This is a genomic window from Hyphomonas sp. UBA4494 (assembly GCF_002388935.1).
In the GTDB taxonomy this organism is placed as follows: domain Bacteria; phylum Pseudomonadota; class Alphaproteobacteria; order Caulobacterales; family Hyphomonadaceae; genus Hyphomonas.
Genome location: NZ_DGNK01000042.1, coordinates 150,580 through 165,297 on the forward strand (window position 1 = coordinate 150,580; position 14,718 = coordinate 165,297).

Consider the following 14,718-nt stretch of genomic DNA (forward strand, 5'->3'; position numbering starts at 1 on the left):
TCGGCTTTCGGGCGGCTTAGTGCAGTCGCTGAAAGACTTTACATTGGATCGAGGCAGCATGTTCAAAAAGATTCTGATCGCCAACCGGGGGGAAATTGCAGTTCGGGTCATCAAGACCTGTCGACGGCTGGGCGTACAGACAGTGGTGGTCTATTCAGACGCCGATGCGGATTCCATGGCCGTCGAGATGGCCGACGAGACTGTCTATATTGGTGCGTCACCTGCGTCAGAATCTTATCTGGTTGCCGACAAGATCATTGATGCGGTTCGCCAGACCGGTGCAGAGGCGATCCATCCTGGCTTCGGTTTCCTGTCCGAAAACCCTGTGTTCGCCAAACGGCTCGAGGAAGAGGGGATCGGCTGGATCGGCCCGAATGCCTATGCCATTGAAGCGATGGGCGACAAGATCAGCTCCAAGAAGCTGGCCGCTGAAGCTGGCGTGTCGACCGTGCCAGGCCATATGGGTCTGATTGAAGACACCAAGGAAGCGGTGAAGATTTCCAAGGAAATCGGTTATCCGGTCATGATCAAGGCGTCCGCTGGCGGGGGCGGCAAGGGCATCCGGGTTGCGGCCAATGACAAGGAAGTCGAAGAGGGCTTCCCGGCCGTGAAGGCCGAGGCAAAAGCGTCCTTCGGGGACGACCGTGTCTTTATCGAGAAATTCATTCTTGAGCCGCGCCATATCGAGATCCAGGTGCTTGGCGACAAGCATGGCAATTGTATCTACCTCGTTGAGCGCGAATGTTCGATCCAGCGCCGCAACCAGAAAGTCATCGAGGAAGCGCCATCGCCGCTACTCGACCCGGAAACCCGCAAGAAGATGGGCGAACAGGCCGTGGCCCTGGCCAAGGCCGTGAACTATGACAGCGCCGGCACCGTGGAATTCGTGGCGTCTGGCGCCGACAAGGGCTTCTACTTCCTCGAAATGAACACCCGTCTGCAGGTCGAGCATCCGGTTACCGAGATGATCACCGGTGTTGATCTGGTCGAACAGATGCTGCGGGTCGCCTATGGCGAGACGCTGAAGCTCAAACAGTCTGACATCAAGATCAATGGCTGGGCCGTGGAAAGCCGCGTCTATGCCGAAGACCCGTATCGCAACTTCCTACCATCAATTGGTCGCCTGAAGCGTTTCCACGCGCCATCAGAGGGGGCTCTGGCTGGCGGTGAGGTGCGCATGGATTCCGGCGTCCGCGAGGGCGACGAAATCTCCATGTATTATGACCCGATGATCGCCAAGCTGATCACGCACGGCAAGGATCGCGACACCGCGCTCGACGTGCATGGCGAGGCGCTGGATCGGTTCCATATTGAAGGCATTCAGGACAACATGCCCTTCATTGCTGCCGTGATCGACGAAGAGCGGTTCCGCTCTGGGAACATCACGACCGCTTATATCAAGGACGAGTTCCCGGACGGCTTTGACGGCGTGGAGCCGACCGAAGCGCAGGAAATCCAGCTGATCTGTTCTGCGGCCTATGTGCACGGCTTCTTCTCGCGCCGCGCCGCCGATACGAGCGGCCGCATGTCGCCGACGCCGGATGCGCGCCGCGACTGGATTGTCATTCTGGGCGACAAGCATCACCCCGTCACATTGGACCTCGGCGACGATGGCGAAGCCGAGATCACCATCAATGGGGGCAAGACGCACACGCTGGTCACCGGTTGGTATCCGGGCCAGCATCTGGTCGAAGGCCTGCTGGATGGGCAGCCCTTTGCCGTGAAGTTCGCTGACCGAACCGAAGGCTATCTGTTCCGTCATCGCGGCGTTGCCCTGCGCGCGCTGGTCTGCACGCCGAACGTGGCCGATTTGCACGCTCGCCTGCCGGAAAAGGAAAAGCCGGATACGTCCAAGCTGATCATTTCCCCCATGCCGGGCCTTGTCGTTTCGATGGATGTCGAACTTGGACAGGAAGTGCAGGAAGGCGAAGCGGTCTGCGTGGTAGAGGCGATGAAGATGCAGAACATCATCCGCGCCGAAGCCAATGGCACCGTGAAGGCAATCAACGTTGCCGCAGGGGACAGCGTTGCCGCAGACGAGATCATGGTTGAGTTTGGCTAAGGTCGACTCGCGCCTGAACCATTAACCCTGCTCTAACCAAATCGACGCCGAATCCCGCCTTGTGGGGTAGGGGGAGATTAACGAGTCATCCCTTGACCTTGCCGCTGATGCACCGAAAGTGCACCGGCCTTTCATGGTGAAAGCAATTCAAAGGGGGCCGAGATGGTCAGTTTTCCAGATGCAGTAAAAATGTTCTTTTCCCGCTATGTGGATTTTCAGGGTCGCTCACGCCGCTCGGAATACTGGTGGGTCGTACTCTTCAATTTGATCGTGTTCGGGGTCTTGGCGGCCCTCGCATTCGGCCTCGGCGGCAATTTCGAAACCGGTGAAATGAATCCGATCGGCATGATCTTCTTCGCGCTGATGGGTTTGTATGGCCTTGCCGTGATCATTCCGAGCATCGCACTCTTCATCCGCCGTCTTCACGATATCAACCAGACTGGCTGGATTTATCTCGGTCTCGTGATTGCCGGCTTCATCCCATTCATCAATTTCCTGGCATCGATTGCCCAGATTGTAATTGCCTGTATCCCCGGAACGGTTGGCCCGAACAAGTATGGCCCAGACCCGAAAAATCCGATGGCTGGTACCGCAGACACGTTCGTTTAGGCGCTGTCGCAGCAATCGAAATCCAGAGGAGCCGGACAGTCGTCCGGCTCTTTTTTGTTGCAAAAGTTTATCGTTTATTGATAAGGACGCGTAGTGTTCGACATGGCCCTGCCGTGTGAGGACCCGGATCGAGGAGACTGAAACCCTATGGACATGAGATATGTCCTCTTGTCGTCAAAAGGCCGTATCGGGTCGCGCACATTCCTGCGCGGTCTGACAGTGATCACGGCCGCCTTCATGATCGTGCAAGTGGCAAACACGTTCATCTCGCCCATGTTCGGTATTCTCGTTTATCCGATGGTCTATGTGTATGTCTGCCTGTTCTCCAAGCGACTGCACGATGCTGGCCATTCGGGCTGGTTCTATCTTCTGTTCCTGGCTGGCTACGGGATTGTGGGCAGCATAGTGAGCGCTCTGTTGATGCCTATCCTGTCACCGGTCGCGTTCGAGATGTATGCCCAGTTCGGGAGCGACCTGTCCGGTGCGATGGATGCGTTGACTGAGAACATTCAGGAATTCGAGCGGCTGACCGCCCTGACCTCGCTAGCCAGCTTCCTGCTGACGACCGCATTGCTCGGCTTCATCGCCGCCCGCTTGCCCACCGATCTGGAAACGAACCGGTATGGCCCGCCGACATCCGGCACCCCAATGTCCAACACCTATTCCTGACCACTCCAGAGGATTCTGCAGGCATGACCCATCACACAATGACCCCCATCGATGCGCATCGCCCCTGGATCAGGGATGAGCGGGACGACCCGGCCCGGATGGACTGGTTTCAAACCCTGTTCAACCCGATGGGCATGACCGGAAAGCTGCATTTCAGCCGGGCGTGGACCTTCATGTTCATGGGGCGGGTGCTGCTATTCATCGTGCCGGTCTTTGTGGCCTTCATTGCCGGTCTTGCGGGCGCCGACATGTCAGGCGCGTGGCAGCCGGTCAAATCGGTCGGCATTCCGCTGCCGGCGCTGTTGTTGCCGTTCTTCTTCTTCACGATCGTCACGGAGTTCACATCATGGGTGGCGCATGTGCGCCGCTTTGCGGAAGCGAACCGCTCGACGCTGAAGGCCGCCATTGTGCTTATCCCACTCTTCCTTGGCTTGCTCGGATTTGCCGGAGGTGTGGTGTCAGGATCTGCGCAGTATCAGGCTCAGCAGGCAAAAGCCGCACAGGCAGAGACATTGGCCGCAGAAGGCGGGGAGGCGGCCGAGACACCTGCTGCGGAACCGCAGGAAGCGCGTGGCCCGCGCCGTCCGGACGGACCGCCACCAACAGAGATGCAGGTGGCAATGGGCGGCGGCATGGGCCTCGCCATGCCGCTCTGGGCGCTCTCGTCCTTTTTCGTCATGCTGTGGACCTTGCTGCATGTTGCGCGCCTGCCGAATGGTGGCGCTGGCCCGTTTCGCACAGGCAGTGATCTGACCCAGGAAGAACAGCGCCTGAAAGCTTACGAAACAGCCTAGGCAGGTTCTCTGATCGGATCGGGAGCGCGTACCAGCCGACTTTCGAATACGGTCTCGAAAGCATCTTTCAGGGCCAGGTCGACATCATCCATTGCGGCAGGGATTCCGAGATCGACCAGGCTGGTCACGCCATAGCGCGGGTCTGCGATCCCGCAGGGTGTGATGCCAGAGAAATGTTCGAGGTCTGGTTCCACGTTCAATGAAATACCGTGGAAGCTGACCCATTTCTTGAGGCGTACACCGATGGCGGCAATCTTGTCTTCGCGCAGTGTCCCGCCGGCTTTCGTGCGGTCTACCCATACGCCGACGCGGCCGTCACGCGGGCCCGCATCGACATTGAAAGCGGCAAGCGCCTGGATGATCCAGGTCTCCAGATTTTGCACGAAGGCGCGCACGTCCCGCCCCCGCAGGGCAACATCCAGCATCACATAGGCAACCCGCTGGCCGGGGCCGTGATACGTATACTGGCCACCGCGCCCAGCATCAAAGACAGGGAAGCGGGCCGGGTCACGCAGGTCGTCCGGCTTGGCAGAAGTGCCTGACGTGTAAAGCGGTGGATGCTCCAGGAACCAGACCAGTTCCGGCGCGCCGCCCTCCCGGATCGCGCGGGCGCGCGTCTCCATGAATCGGACCGCATCCTCATAAGGAACCGGGCGGTCTGAAACGGCCCATTCTGTGTCGGGGAATTTCTGCATCACTCGGGGCATATAGGCGACATTCAGGGCTTCACAAAGTGCTGGTGTCGCCTTATACGGCCCGTCTGCCTCAATGAAGACCAGTGCGGTCATGGCGGAATTGGTAGACGCGCAGCGTTGAGGTCGCTGTGGGGCAACCCGTGGAGGTTCGAGTCCTCTTGACCGCACCATTTTCAATCGTTCCAGCCGCGCTGGCAGCATTGAAAATGACTGTCTGAATTTCACACGGCTTTTATGCGTTGGGTCGGCCTCAGGGCTGTCCATTTCTCGCATTGTCTTGCGCATCAGCCGTCAGCGTGTGGGGCGTTACCTTGAATCGCTTCAACATGTCCTGCGCCGGAACAAAGTCCGGTGCCAGTTGGACTGTCTTGTGGAAATCGACATAGGCAGCTTCGACATTGTTGCGCAGCAATTCAGCCGTGGCGCGATTGTAGAGCGCCTTGTGCCGCAATTCATCTGACACTTGATCCAGGTCTGCGAGTGCCTGGATGGCCTCGTCATAGCGCTCCAGTCGTATCAGCACTGCGCTGAGGCTGATGGTGATATCGGCCGAGGCGCCAGGCATGGCATGGGCTTCGGACAACAGGCGTGCGGCCCCTTCAAGGTCGCCCCGCCTGATGCGGACTGTGCCTGCATTTGCGTGGGCAGCAGCGCGCCCGCTCAGCGTCAGGTCTGACTGTTTCGCGCCCGCATCGCACAGCCGCTGGAGGCGCAACGTGGCTTCAGAGTAATGCCCGAGTTCGGTGGCGCATAACTCGGCCGGGCTCGGGCTGGATCTGTAGACGTCCGGGCTGGCACCGGCATGGGGGGTGGAAATGCTGAAAAGGGCGGAGAGTATAAAGGCTGGGAGGGCAGGTTTCATGTTGAAACTCCAATAGTGTAAATACACGATATGGAATGCGTGCATCCGGAAAAGGCCGCCCGACAGGATATGCCGGGCGGAGGAGTGTCACTGGATCACGGGAAACTGACTTTGTAGAGAGACGCCAGTGACATAAGTAATGTATATGCACTATATTGGGGAATCAATGAAGCGCCTTGGAATAGGTGTGTTAGATTTACTGATCTGTTTGAAGTTTCAGGAAGAGTGTGTATCTACACGCTATGGACAAAACGAGCATTCATGAAGATGTGACGCAGCGCTGTACGGCGGGTCGCCTGCTACGTGCGGCGCGGCGCATTACACGCGAGTATGACGACGCCTTGCGCCCCGTTGACCTGACCATTGCCCAGTTCGGGCTTTTGAATGCGGTAGGCCGGTTTGAACCCGACTCCATTTCCGAGCTGGCAGATTTGCTTGCCTTGGATCGCACCACATTGTCCCGCAATCTGAAGCCATTGGAGAAGGCCGGTCTGATCTTTCGGGGAGAGGAGGGAGATGGCCGACGCCGTCGCCTGTTGCTCACGACGCTTGGGGTGCGCCGTCTGGAAGAGGCGTACCCGCTCTGGCAGGAGGTCCAGAACCGGATTGAAGGCCGCTTGCGCGAGGATGGTTTGTCCCAGCTCACGGCGGGTCTGAAGCGCCTGCGCTGATACAGGTCGATTCCCCAGTTCCTTAGTCTGTTGTGGGCACGCTGTGAGATTCCTGCGAATCCCGGCTAGCTCAACGTATTCGGTTCTTGCCGACGCCACGTAACCCCGGCAAAGAGGCGCCATGACAGAAACGTCCGTTCAGCCTGCCCAGACCGCGGAGACGCCCAACGTCGATCCGGATCTGCTGGAAGATATCATCGATGCCGTCGATGAGAAGGATACGCGCTGGCTGGCGCGGACGCTGCAGCGCATGCATCCGGCTGATGCCGCCGATGCGCTGGAGGCTTTGTCCTTTGATACCTTCTCTGAAGCGGTAGAACTGCTTGGCGGCGAGCTGCCAGCTGACATCCTGATCGAACTGCGCGATTCCTATCGCGAAGAGGCGGTCGAAGTGCTGCCGGACGCTGCGGTGGCAAGCGCGCTCGACGAACTCGATTCCGATGATGCGACGACAATTCTCGAAGACCTCGAAGATGACCGCCGTGAGCGTATCCTGGACGACCTTGCCCCGGTGGACCGAGCCCAGCTGGAGCGGGGCCTCTCTTATGAGGAAGACACTGCCGGCCGTCTCATGCAGACGGAGTTCGTGGCCGCGCCGGAATACTGGACGGTCGGCCATGCGATCGACCATGCGCGGGAGCTCGGCGAGGAATTGCCGGAAGTCTTCTACGAGCTCTACGTGATCGATCCGGGCCATCGCCTGCTGGGAATCGTTTCGCTGGCGACGCTGCTGCGCACGCCGCGAGATGTGCAATTGTCGGACATAATGGAAGACGCATTGTCCTCTCTGAAGCCGGAGATGGACCAGGAAGAAGTGGCCTTCCAGTTCCGCAAATACTCGCTGGCTGCGGCGCCCGTGACGGATGAAGGCGACCGCCTCGTCGGCATGATCACAGTCGATGACATGGTCGATGTCATGCAGGAAGAGAACGCCGAAGACCTGCTCTCCCTGCTCAACGTGACCTCGGCGGACGGTGCCGATACGGTCTGGGATACGGTTAAGGCGCGCGCGCCGTGGCTGGGCGTGAATCTATTCACGGCGTTCATCGCCTCCGCCATTATTTCCCTGTTCGAGGCGGCCATCGCGCAAGTCGTGGCATTGGCCGTACTGATGCCGGTCGTGGCGGCGCTGGGGGGCAATGCGGGCAGCCAGGGGCTTGCCGTTGCCGTGCGCGCCATTGCCGAACGGCAATTGGACGGCGCTGCGGCGCGCCGCGCCATCTTCCGCGAAGTGCTCAGCGGTTGCGTCAACGGAGTCATCTTTGCCATCGGGGTCGGGTTGATCTCGCTGGTCTGGTTCCGTGACGTCGAGCTGGCGCTTGTGATCGGCGCGGCAATGTTGGCGACGTTTATCTGGGCGGGCCTGTCGGGCATTCTTGTTCCGCTCGGCCTGAAGCGCCTTGGTGCTGACCCTGCAGTGGCATCGTCGGTCTTCGTGCTGACGCTGACTGATGTGATGGCATTTTTCAGTTTCCTTGGCCTGGCGTCGCTCGTGCTCCTGTAAATTGGGCACTTCTTGGCCAAATCTCGCCTCTCGGGTGAATGGGCGCGAGATTTGCAGCGCTTGCCCGTAGTAAAAAGTCAAACTGTCCCAAAACGGGAGCCATGCTTTTGGCCCGTCAAATGCGCACGTCCGACAAGGGAGTCGAACTCATCAAGAGTTTCGAGGGCTTTCGTGCGCGCGCAAGCCGCCTGCCGGATGGCAAATGGCTGGTCGGTTACGGGCATACAGAGACCGCACGCGCTGGCCTGACCGTCAGCGCCTTTGATGCGGAACTGATCCTGCGCTTTCACGATCTGAAGCGGGTCGAGAACCATCTGGCGCAACAGGTGTTCACGCCGCTGAGCCAGAACGAGTTCGATGCGCTCGTCTCGTTCGCCTCCAATATCGGTCTGAAGGCCTTCGATTCCTCTGACGTACTCGCGCACCTCAATTCCGGCGACCGTATCCTTGCCGCTGAAGCCATGAGTAGCTGGCGCCGGGGTCGGGTGGATGGTCAGATCCGCGTGATTGATGGACTGGTGCGCCGCCGCGCCGTGGAAGTGGCAACCTTCCTGGATACGCCCAAACGCCGTGTTTCGATCCCGAGCGCGCTTGTCCGCCCCGAACGCGACGGCCTTGCCGGGCAAAACGGGAATCGGGACACTTCCATCGTGTTGGAGCCGCGACCTGAACAGAACCGCGCTCGCGCCGCAGCCGAGCGCGAGAGCCCGCCAGAGGCCGCCGCCCGCGCAGTGGCCCAGCGCCTGACACGCATACTCGGGGAAAATGGTTCCCGCGCATCCGGCGAGCCCGACCCGCAGCCGACAGGTGATTCCACCGTTGACGAGATTACGCGCGCCGTTTCCGCGCTGGCAGGTCCCGAAGGCAATGGCGAACCGGCCCCGGCGCCGCCAGCCTCCATGTCGGAACGCCGCCGCGCCTATCGCCCGCCAAACCTGTCGGATCCGCAGGGAGAGGGGCTCACGCTCGACAATATCTCTGTGCCGCCGACAAGCCAGAAACTGATCGATGACCTGGCCACGATCGAGGTGGATACATCGCGCCTGATAACACCCGCGCAGGCCGAGATAGAGGATTTTGCTCCCGCACGCGGTTGGCGCTGGTTGCCCTTTGCCTTGTTGGCAGGACTCGGCACGATTGGCCTTTATGACGGACTGCGCCGTATCCTCACCCAATCAGGCGCGCGCATGGGCGAGGCTGCGAGCCAGACCTATACCGGCCCCTTGATGGCGCTGGGCGGTGGCTTCCTGCTATTCGTCTCTGTCTACTATCTGTACCGCATGCTGGCGCAGGAAGATTAGGCTGACAGCCGGGGGAAGTCTTGCTAAGTCAGCGGCATGATTCCGAACACATATCCCACTTTGAACTTCGATCTCGGTGAAACTGCGGACATGATCCGCGAGACCGTGGCAAGTTTCGCCCAGAACGAAATCGCCCCTCGCGCTGCAGAGATTGACCGCACGGATACGTTTCCGCGCGACCTGTTGCCAAAAATGGGCGAGCTTGGCCTCCTCGGCATCACGGTCGAGGAAGAGTGGGGCGGCACCGGGCTTGGCTATCTCGAACATGTCGTCGCGATGGAAGAAATTTCACGCGCTTCGGCTTCAGTCGGCCTGTCCTACGGCGCCCANNTCAACCAGCTTCGCCGCTGGGGGAATGACGACCAGAAATCCCGCTACCTTCCCAAGCTCGTCTCTGGCGAACATCTTGGTGCCCTCGCCATGAGTGAGAGTGGCGCTGGCTCTGATGTCGTGTCCATGAAGCTGAAGGCCGAGAAGAAGGGCGACCGCTNNAAGATGTGGATCACCAATGCGCCGGACGCTGATACGCTGGTCGTCTACGCCAAGACCGAGCCACAGGCTGGCTCGCGCGGCATCACGGCCTTCCTGATCGAGCGCGACTTCAAGGGCTTCTCGGTCGCGCAGAAACTCGACAAATTGGGCATGCGCGGATCGGAGACGGGTGAACTTGTTTTTGAGGACTGCGAAGTGCCCGAAGAGAACGTCATGGGCCCACTGAATGGCGGCGTTGGCGTTCTGATGAGTGGGCTCGATTATGAGCGCGCCGTCCTGTCAGCGGGGCCGACCGGCATCATGCAGGCCTGTATGGATGTCGTGATCCCTTACATTCATGACAGGAAACAATTCGGCCAGTCGATCGGCGAGTTCCAGCTCATCCAGGGCAAGGTCGCGGACATGTATGTCCAGATGAATGCGGCCAAGGCCTATGTCTATGCCGTCGCCAAATCCTGCGACCGGGGCGAGACAACCCGCAAGGACGCCGCCGGCGCCATTCTGTATGCGGCCGAAACCGCGACCAAGCTGGCGCTCGACGCGATCCAGATCCTTGGCGGCAATGGCTATATCAATGAATACCCGACCGGTCGCCTGCTGCGCGATGCCAAGCTCTACGAGATCGGGGCAGGGACCTCGGAAATCCGCCGCTGGTTGATTGGCCGGGAACTCTTCGGCGAAACGGCTTGATATCTAGTAAAAAATGAAACATTATAACATGAGTGGGGGGCGCTCATGTTACGGTTTCTGACTCTTCTTGTGATCGGTCTGACAAGTTTAGGCTCAGTCAGCGCCGACCAGCCTTCAGCGTGTATTTCGGACCGGGAGCACATGCTCAGTCTTGATTACGGCGCATTTGACCAAGACCCGCAGCTGGGATGGCGGTCAATCGACAACCGGCCAGAATGCAATCTGGAGAAGGCTGATCTACTCCGAGAGTATCATCAGCGGCTTCAGGCGCGTGGTGAGCCTGTTGTTTGGGATACCGCACAAGGCAGTGTGACACTTTCGAACACAGGCGAGGTGGGCATTCTATACTGGCATGAGGGCCAGCTACGGGCCATGGCAGGGCAATATGCTCAGGCTGCTGCATTGTTCCAGAAAAGCCTCCGGCCTCCGGGCGAGAATTACTATGCATGGAATCAGTACGCGCTCGGCTCGGTTGCCTTTTTGGAATCAGACCATGATGAACTTGTGGCTAATCGCAATAGCCTCGCAAGAAGTTTTCCGGAGTCTCCAAATCTGCGCGTTCTGGATCGACTGATCCGGTGTTTCGGGAAGCCTTACGTCTACGCCTATTCGGCGCAGGAGTGCGCGGAAGAAAATGCCGATCAGGAACATATCGCTGAACATCCGTGCCCCGGAAGCATGACTGTTTTGCTCTGGCTGGATTACAGATCTTTCGATAGCGATACCAGCGGTGGTGGATGGAGAGGCGTGGCGGACAAGGAAGGTTGCAAAGGCATAGCGGCGGATTTGCTCAAGACATATCGCGAAACCAAGATCGCCGACCAGACACGCAGTCTGCTGCATCACGAAGCGCAGCTGCGCGGGGCCGTGGGGGACTATGCGGAGGCGATTGCCTTGCTGGAAGAGATTCTTGAGACTGAGCCGGATGTGTCCAACCGTCTATATCATCAGGCGGAACTGGCATTCTTTCGGCGTGACAAGGACATGCTCGCCGCTAGCCGTGAAGAACTTGCCAAACTTCCGAAGCCGGAGGATTTCGAAGAGGGTGTAGAACGGTTCAAGGAGCATTTTCCCGATCAACGACCGCCGACATGGCCGATAAACCTCAATGTCGTGGACGGGCTCATGAACTGTTTCGGCAAGCCCTACAGCGAGGCCTATTCTTCCAGCTGTCGGCCACAATAAATACCCAATCAAGCCGGACAGCACTTCTCCTTGATTGTGGCCCCTTCAAAGGCCTTCATCGTGGCGACATAGCCGGACTCGACGGTTTCGTCATAGGCTTTCCAGTCGCGCAGCTGGACATCGGCAAGTTGTGGCAGGACCAGAACATCTGCCATGTCATGTCCGAATTTGGTGTCTGCACGGATCGTTGCGGTCCGCATGAGCAGGCCGGCAATAGGGGGCGGGCTGGAAAACCCGTTATTGAAAACCCAGCGGAAGAAGCTCGGCGGTTCAGAAAATTCCTCCAGATCCATGTTTTCCGGCTGGCGAGTGACATCAGAGCCCACGACAAAGCCGCGATGCATATCCCGCATGATATCGGCCGGAAAATTGTTCAGCACTGCGCCATCAACCAGCAAATCCTTGCCATCCACGACCGGTGGCAAGATGCCCGGCAACGAGATGGTCGCCCGCAGCGCATTGCGCAGCAGGCCTTCGCGATGGATACGCGTGGCGCCGCTGGTGAGGTTGGTCGAGGTACAGAAAAAGGGAATGTCGAGATCACCGATCTCTGCGTCGCCGAAATGCTCTTTCAGCCGGGCTGCGACGCGCGCGCCCTTCACCATGCCGACGACGGGCAAATGATAGTCCCCGAGCGGATTGCTATCGACAAATGCCTTGCGGATGCGTTGCTCGATTTCGGCATCGCTCCACCCCATTGCGACACAGGCCGCGATGACCGAGCCCATCGAGGCGCCGCCCACAAAATCGATCGGCAGGCCAAGTTCCCGCATCGCCTTGACGACGCCGATATGAGAATAGGCGCGCGCGCCCCCGCCTGACAGGATCAGGCCGACGGAGACACCAGCCATGATGCGCGCGAGCCGGTCGCAATCCTGACCTTCTACCCGGCTCCAGTGAAAGACGCGGGTAGCCCCGGACGCGGCGATCCATTCGGCCGGCTTGGCCCCCTGGCGCTCATCGCTGTGATGCAGCAACAGGACGTCCACCAGTTTCAGCGTTCGGGCAGGGGACTGGTCATCCGGCATCAATGGATTGGAGGGGCGCGCATCAGCGCGGCCCACGACCCAGATCCGGTCGGCCTGGCGCATGGACAGGCGATACCAGGAATTGTCGCCAATGGCCGAGATCAGGATCACGACATCATGTGCGCGCTCCAGCTCGTCAAAATAGGCAGCCGGGCGTTCATCGCCCATCTGCTCGTCAACAATCACGGCTTTCCGCCCAAGGCGTTCCAATGCCTGTTTCAGCGACCGGGCCCGCAGCTTCAGGTCGATCGTCGGTGACGTGGCGACGAGCGTGAACACTTTTGGTGCCGCACTGGCAACGCGATCACCGGATTTCCCCAATCGGCGCAAAATCACCCGGATCATGGATTCGAGCAGTTCCGGCTCGGCTTTCACCATCCGGTCCCAGCCCTTGCGCGAGACGCCGATCAGTTCCGTGTCGCGCAGCGCGTAAACCGAACTCGTATGGGGTGCATCATTCGGCACGCCATCGCCGGTCAGGTCGACCCCGCCGAGGAAGAGTGACATCTCGCCGGCCGGCTCGCCTGAGCGGATATGGCCGACAAATTCGGACTTTCCATGCACGCCTTCCCGGAAGATGCCCAATGTGCCGGACAGGACGAAATAGAGCGTGTCAGCGGGTTCTCCGGCAAGATAGAGCGGCTTGCCGGCGGCGACCGAAAACCAGATGGCTTCCTTGCCTGCCGCCTTCATGGCGCGGGCCGGAACATCCTTCAGGAATTCAATGGCCCGCAAGCGGGGAGTGATATCAATGCCCATGTTGAAGAACATGCCCATTTCGATTCCCTTTTCAAAGCCTTTCGCTCATCCCCTGTGTTTCAAATTCGCATGACGCCCGCGTGACAGGTGGGCCGGGCGCCGCTAAGCAGGCACAAAATTCCAGTGGGAGGCGTTATGCCGGTTCTGAAATCCAGTCTTGATGTGTCCGGTAGCAAATTTGCCGCCAACAAAGCCGCCATGGAGACGCTTCTTGCCGAATTGCAAGAAAAAACCGCTAATGCCGCCATCGGAGGCCCGGAAGCGTCTCGCAAACGCCATGTAGAGCGCGGAAAATTGCTGCCGCGTGAACGAGTCGAACGCCTGCTGGACCCGGGCTCTGCCTTTCTCGAAATCGGTGCGCTGGCCGCCAATGGCATGTATGATAACGAAGCCCCCGGCGCAGGCCTGATCACGGGGGTCGGCCGGGTTGAGGGGCGCGAATGCCTGATCGTCTGCAATGATGCGACGGTAAAGGGCGGCGCCTATTTCCCGATGACGGTGAAGAAGCATCTGCGCGCGCAGGAAGTGGCCCTCGAAAATCACCTGCCATGTATCTATCTGGTCGATAGCGGCGGCGCGAACCTGCCGCATCAGTCAGAAGTCTTCCCGGACCGGGAACATTTTGGCCGCATCTTCTATAACCAGGCCCAGATGAGCGCGAAGGGCATTCCCCAGATCGCCGCCGTCATGGGCAGCTGTACCGCAGGCGGCGCTTATGTGCCGGCCATGTCGGACGAGACCATCATTGTGCGCAAACAGGGCACGATCTTCCTCGGCGGTCCACCTTTGGTGAAGGCCGCCACGGGAGAAGTGATCTCAGCCGAAGACCTTGGCGGCGCAGATGTCCATGCGCGCCAGTCCGGCGTGGCAGACCACTATGCGGCCCATGATTCTCACGCGCTCGCCATTGTCCGCTCCATTGTCCGCACGCTGGCCACGCCAAAGCCCCAGCCCTTCGATCTGACAGAGCCTGCAGAGCCACTTTACGACCCTGCGGAGATGCATGGTCTGGTGCCTCAGGATGTCCGCGAGCCCTATGACGCCCGCGAAGTCATCGCGCGTCTCGTTGACGGATCGGAATTTCATGAGTTCAAGAAGCTCTATGGCGAGACGCTCGTCTGCGGGTTTGCGCGCCTCTATGGCATGCCGGTCGCGATCCTCGCCAATAATGGTATCTTGTTCTCTGAAAGCGCGCAGAAGGCCGCGCATTTCATCGAACTGGCCGACCAGCGCCGCATTCCCCTGGTCTTCCTGCAGAATATTACCGGCTTCATGGTGGGCTCGAAATATGAGGCCGGCGGCATCGCCAAGGATGGCGCCAAGATGGTGACCGCCGTGGCCACCGCCAGCGTGCCGAAATTCACCGTGGTAACCGGCGGCAGCTTCGGCGCCGGCAA

At 59.5% G+C, this 14,718-nt stretch carries 13 protein-coding genes and 1 tRNA gene; 11 read left to right on the plus strand and 3 right to left on the minus strand.

Translation table 11 applies throughout. The features are described from left to right. The first annotated feature begins 58 nt into the window (after positions 1–58). The 4 genes from B2P82_RS16440 (at position 59) to B2P82_RS16455 (ending at position 4,134) form a co-directional block, all read left to right on the plus strand. Positions 59–2,062 (plus strand): acetyl-CoA carboxylase biotin carboxylase subunit, encoded by a 2,004-nt coding sequence (locus B2P82_RS16440; protein ID WP_290498110.1) that lies wholly within the window; start codon positions 59–61, stop codon positions 2,060–2,062. A 162-nt stretch (positions 2,063–2,224) separates the two neighbouring features. After that, a complete protein-coding gene (locus tag B2P82_RS16445; RefSeq protein WP_034816639.1) occupies positions 2,225–2,671 on the plus strand; it encodes a DUF805 domain-containing protein in 447 nt (148 codons plus the stop codon). Positions 2,672–2,818: 147 nt separating this feature from the next. Next, positions 2,819–3,340: a DUF805 domain-containing protein gene (locus B2P82_RS16450; protein ID WP_051607987.1), complete on the plus strand. Its 522-nt coding sequence runs from the start codon at positions 2,819–2,821 to the stop codon at positions 3,338–3,340. 23 nt (positions 3,341–3,363) lie between these two features. Beyond that, the gene (locus tag B2P82_RS16455) at positions 3,364–4,134 is read left to right on the plus strand and encodes a hypothetical protein (RefSeq protein WP_290498112.1); all 771 of its coding nucleotides are present in this window, start codon (positions 3,364–3,366) and stop codon (positions 4,132–4,134) included. Here the strand turns inward: B2P82_RS16455 and lipB are convergent. Next, on the minus strand, positions 4,131–4,829 hold the full coding sequence (gene lipB, locus B2P82_RS16460; RefSeq protein WP_349679761.1) for a lipoyl(octanoyl) transferase LipB: 699 nt from the start codon (positions 4,827–4,829) through the stop codon (positions 4,131–4,133). The genes B2P82_RS16455 and lipB overlap by 4 nt on opposite strands. Positions 4,830–4,914: 85 nt before the next feature. Between lipB and B2P82_RS16465 the strand changes: the two genes are divergently transcribed. Further along, positions 4,915–4,999, plus strand: a tRNA-Leu gene (locus B2P82_RS16465). 80 nt (positions 5,000–5,079) lie between these two features. Here the strand turns inward: B2P82_RS16465 and B2P82_RS16470 are convergent. Beyond that, positions 5,080–5,691 (minus strand): tetratricopeptide repeat protein, encoded by a 612-nt coding sequence (locus B2P82_RS16470; protein ID WP_290498115.1) that lies wholly within the window; start codon positions 5,689–5,691, stop codon positions 5,080–5,082. Positions 5,692–5,933: 242 nt separating this feature from the next. On the opposite strand from B2P82_RS16470, the gene B2P82_RS16475 reads away from it, so the two are divergent. From B2P82_RS16475 to B2P82_RS16495, 5 genes are all read left to right on the plus strand, one after another. Next, entirely contained in the window at positions 5,934–6,362 is a 429-nt protein-coding gene (locus B2P82_RS16475) for a MarR family winged helix-turn-helix transcriptional regulator (RefSeq protein WP_290498117.1), read from the plus strand. Positions 6,363–6,483: 121 nt separating this feature from the next. After that, positions 6,484–7,866 (plus strand): magnesium transporter, encoded by a 1,383-nt coding sequence (gene mgtE, locus B2P82_RS16480; protein WP_290498119.1) that lies wholly within the window; start codon positions 6,484–6,486, stop codon positions 7,864–7,866. 101 nt (positions 7,867–7,967) lie between these two features. Further along, the gene (locus B2P82_RS16485) at positions 7,968–9,167 is read left to right on the plus strand and encodes a lysozyme (RefSeq protein ID WP_290498121.1); all 1,200 of its coding nucleotides are present in this window, start codon (positions 7,968–7,970) and stop codon (positions 9,165–9,167) included. A gap of 36 nt (positions 9,168–9,203) precedes the next feature. Beyond that, positions 9,204–10,349, plus strand: a complete 1,146-nt coding sequence (locus tag B2P82_RS16490) for an isovaleryl-CoA dehydrogenase (RefSeq protein ID WP_290498123.1) — start codon at positions 9,204–9,206, stop codon at positions 10,347–10,349. Positions 10,350–10,490: 141 nt separating this feature from the next. Continuing rightward, entirely contained in the window at positions 10,491–11,534 is a 1,044-nt protein-coding gene (locus B2P82_RS16495) for a tetratricopeptide repeat protein (RefSeq protein ID WP_290498125.1), read from the plus strand. A gap of 8 nt (positions 11,535–11,542) precedes the next feature. On the opposite strand, the gene B2P82_RS16500 is transcribed toward B2P82_RS16495, so the two are convergent. After that, on the minus strand, positions 11,543–13,339 hold the full coding sequence (locus B2P82_RS16500) for a patatin-like phospholipase family protein (RefSeq protein WP_290498127.1): 1,797 nt from the start codon (positions 13,337–13,339) through the stop codon (positions 11,543–11,545). A gap of 117 nt (positions 13,340–13,456) precedes the next feature. Here B2P82_RS16500 and B2P82_RS16505 point away from each other — a divergent pair. Further along, positions 13,457–14,718: carboxyl transferase domain-containing protein (locus B2P82_RS16505; RefSeq protein WP_290498128.1), on the plus strand; the 1,262-nt coding region annotated here is incomplete at its 3' end.

What these genes read in the sequence shown, in the direction of transcription:
- B2P82_RS16440 (WP_290498110.1), top strand. Translation starts at nt 59, where the DNA reads ATGTTCAAAAAGATTCTGATCGCCAACCGGGGGGAAATTGCAGTTCGG.
- B2P82_RS16445 (WP_034816639.1), top strand. Translation starts at nt 2,225, where the DNA reads ATGGTCAGTTTTCCAGATGCAGTAAAAATGTTCTTTTCCCGCTATGTG.
- B2P82_RS16450 (WP_051607987.1), top strand. Translation starts at nt 2,819, where the DNA reads ATGGACATGAGATATGTCCTCTTGTCGTCAAAAGGCCGTATCGGGTCG.
- B2P82_RS16455 (WP_290498112.1), top strand. Translation starts at nt 3,364, where the DNA reads ATGACCCATCACACAATGACCCCCATCGATGCGCATCGCCCCTGGATC.
- lipB (WP_349679761.1), bottom strand. Translation starts at nt 4,829, where the DNA reads ATGCAGAAATTCCCCGACACAGAATGGGCCGTTTCAGACCGCCCGGTT.
- B2P82_RS16470 (WP_290498115.1), bottom strand. Translation starts at nt 5,691, where the DNA reads ATGAAACCTGCCCTCCCAGCCTTTATACTCTCCGCCCTTTTCAGCATT.
- B2P82_RS16475 (WP_290498117.1), top strand. Translation starts at nt 5,934, where the DNA reads ATGGACAAAACGAGCATTCATGAAGATGTGACGCAGCGCTGTACGGCG.
- mgtE (WP_290498119.1), top strand. Translation starts at nt 6,484, where the DNA reads ATGACAGAAACGTCCGTTCAGCCTGCCCAGACCGCGGAGACGCCCAAC.
- B2P82_RS16485 (WP_290498121.1), top strand. Translation starts at nt 7,968, where the DNA reads ATGCTTTTGGCCCGTCAAATGCGCACGTCCGACAAGGGAGTCGAACTC.
- B2P82_RS16495 (WP_290498125.1), top strand. Translation starts at nt 10,491, where the DNA reads ATGCTCAGTCTTGATTACGGCGCATTTGACCAAGACCCGCAGCTGGGA.
- B2P82_RS16500 (WP_290498127.1), bottom strand. Translation starts at nt 13,339, where the DNA reads ATGGGCATGTTCTTCAACATGGGCATTGATATCACTCCCCGCTTGCGG.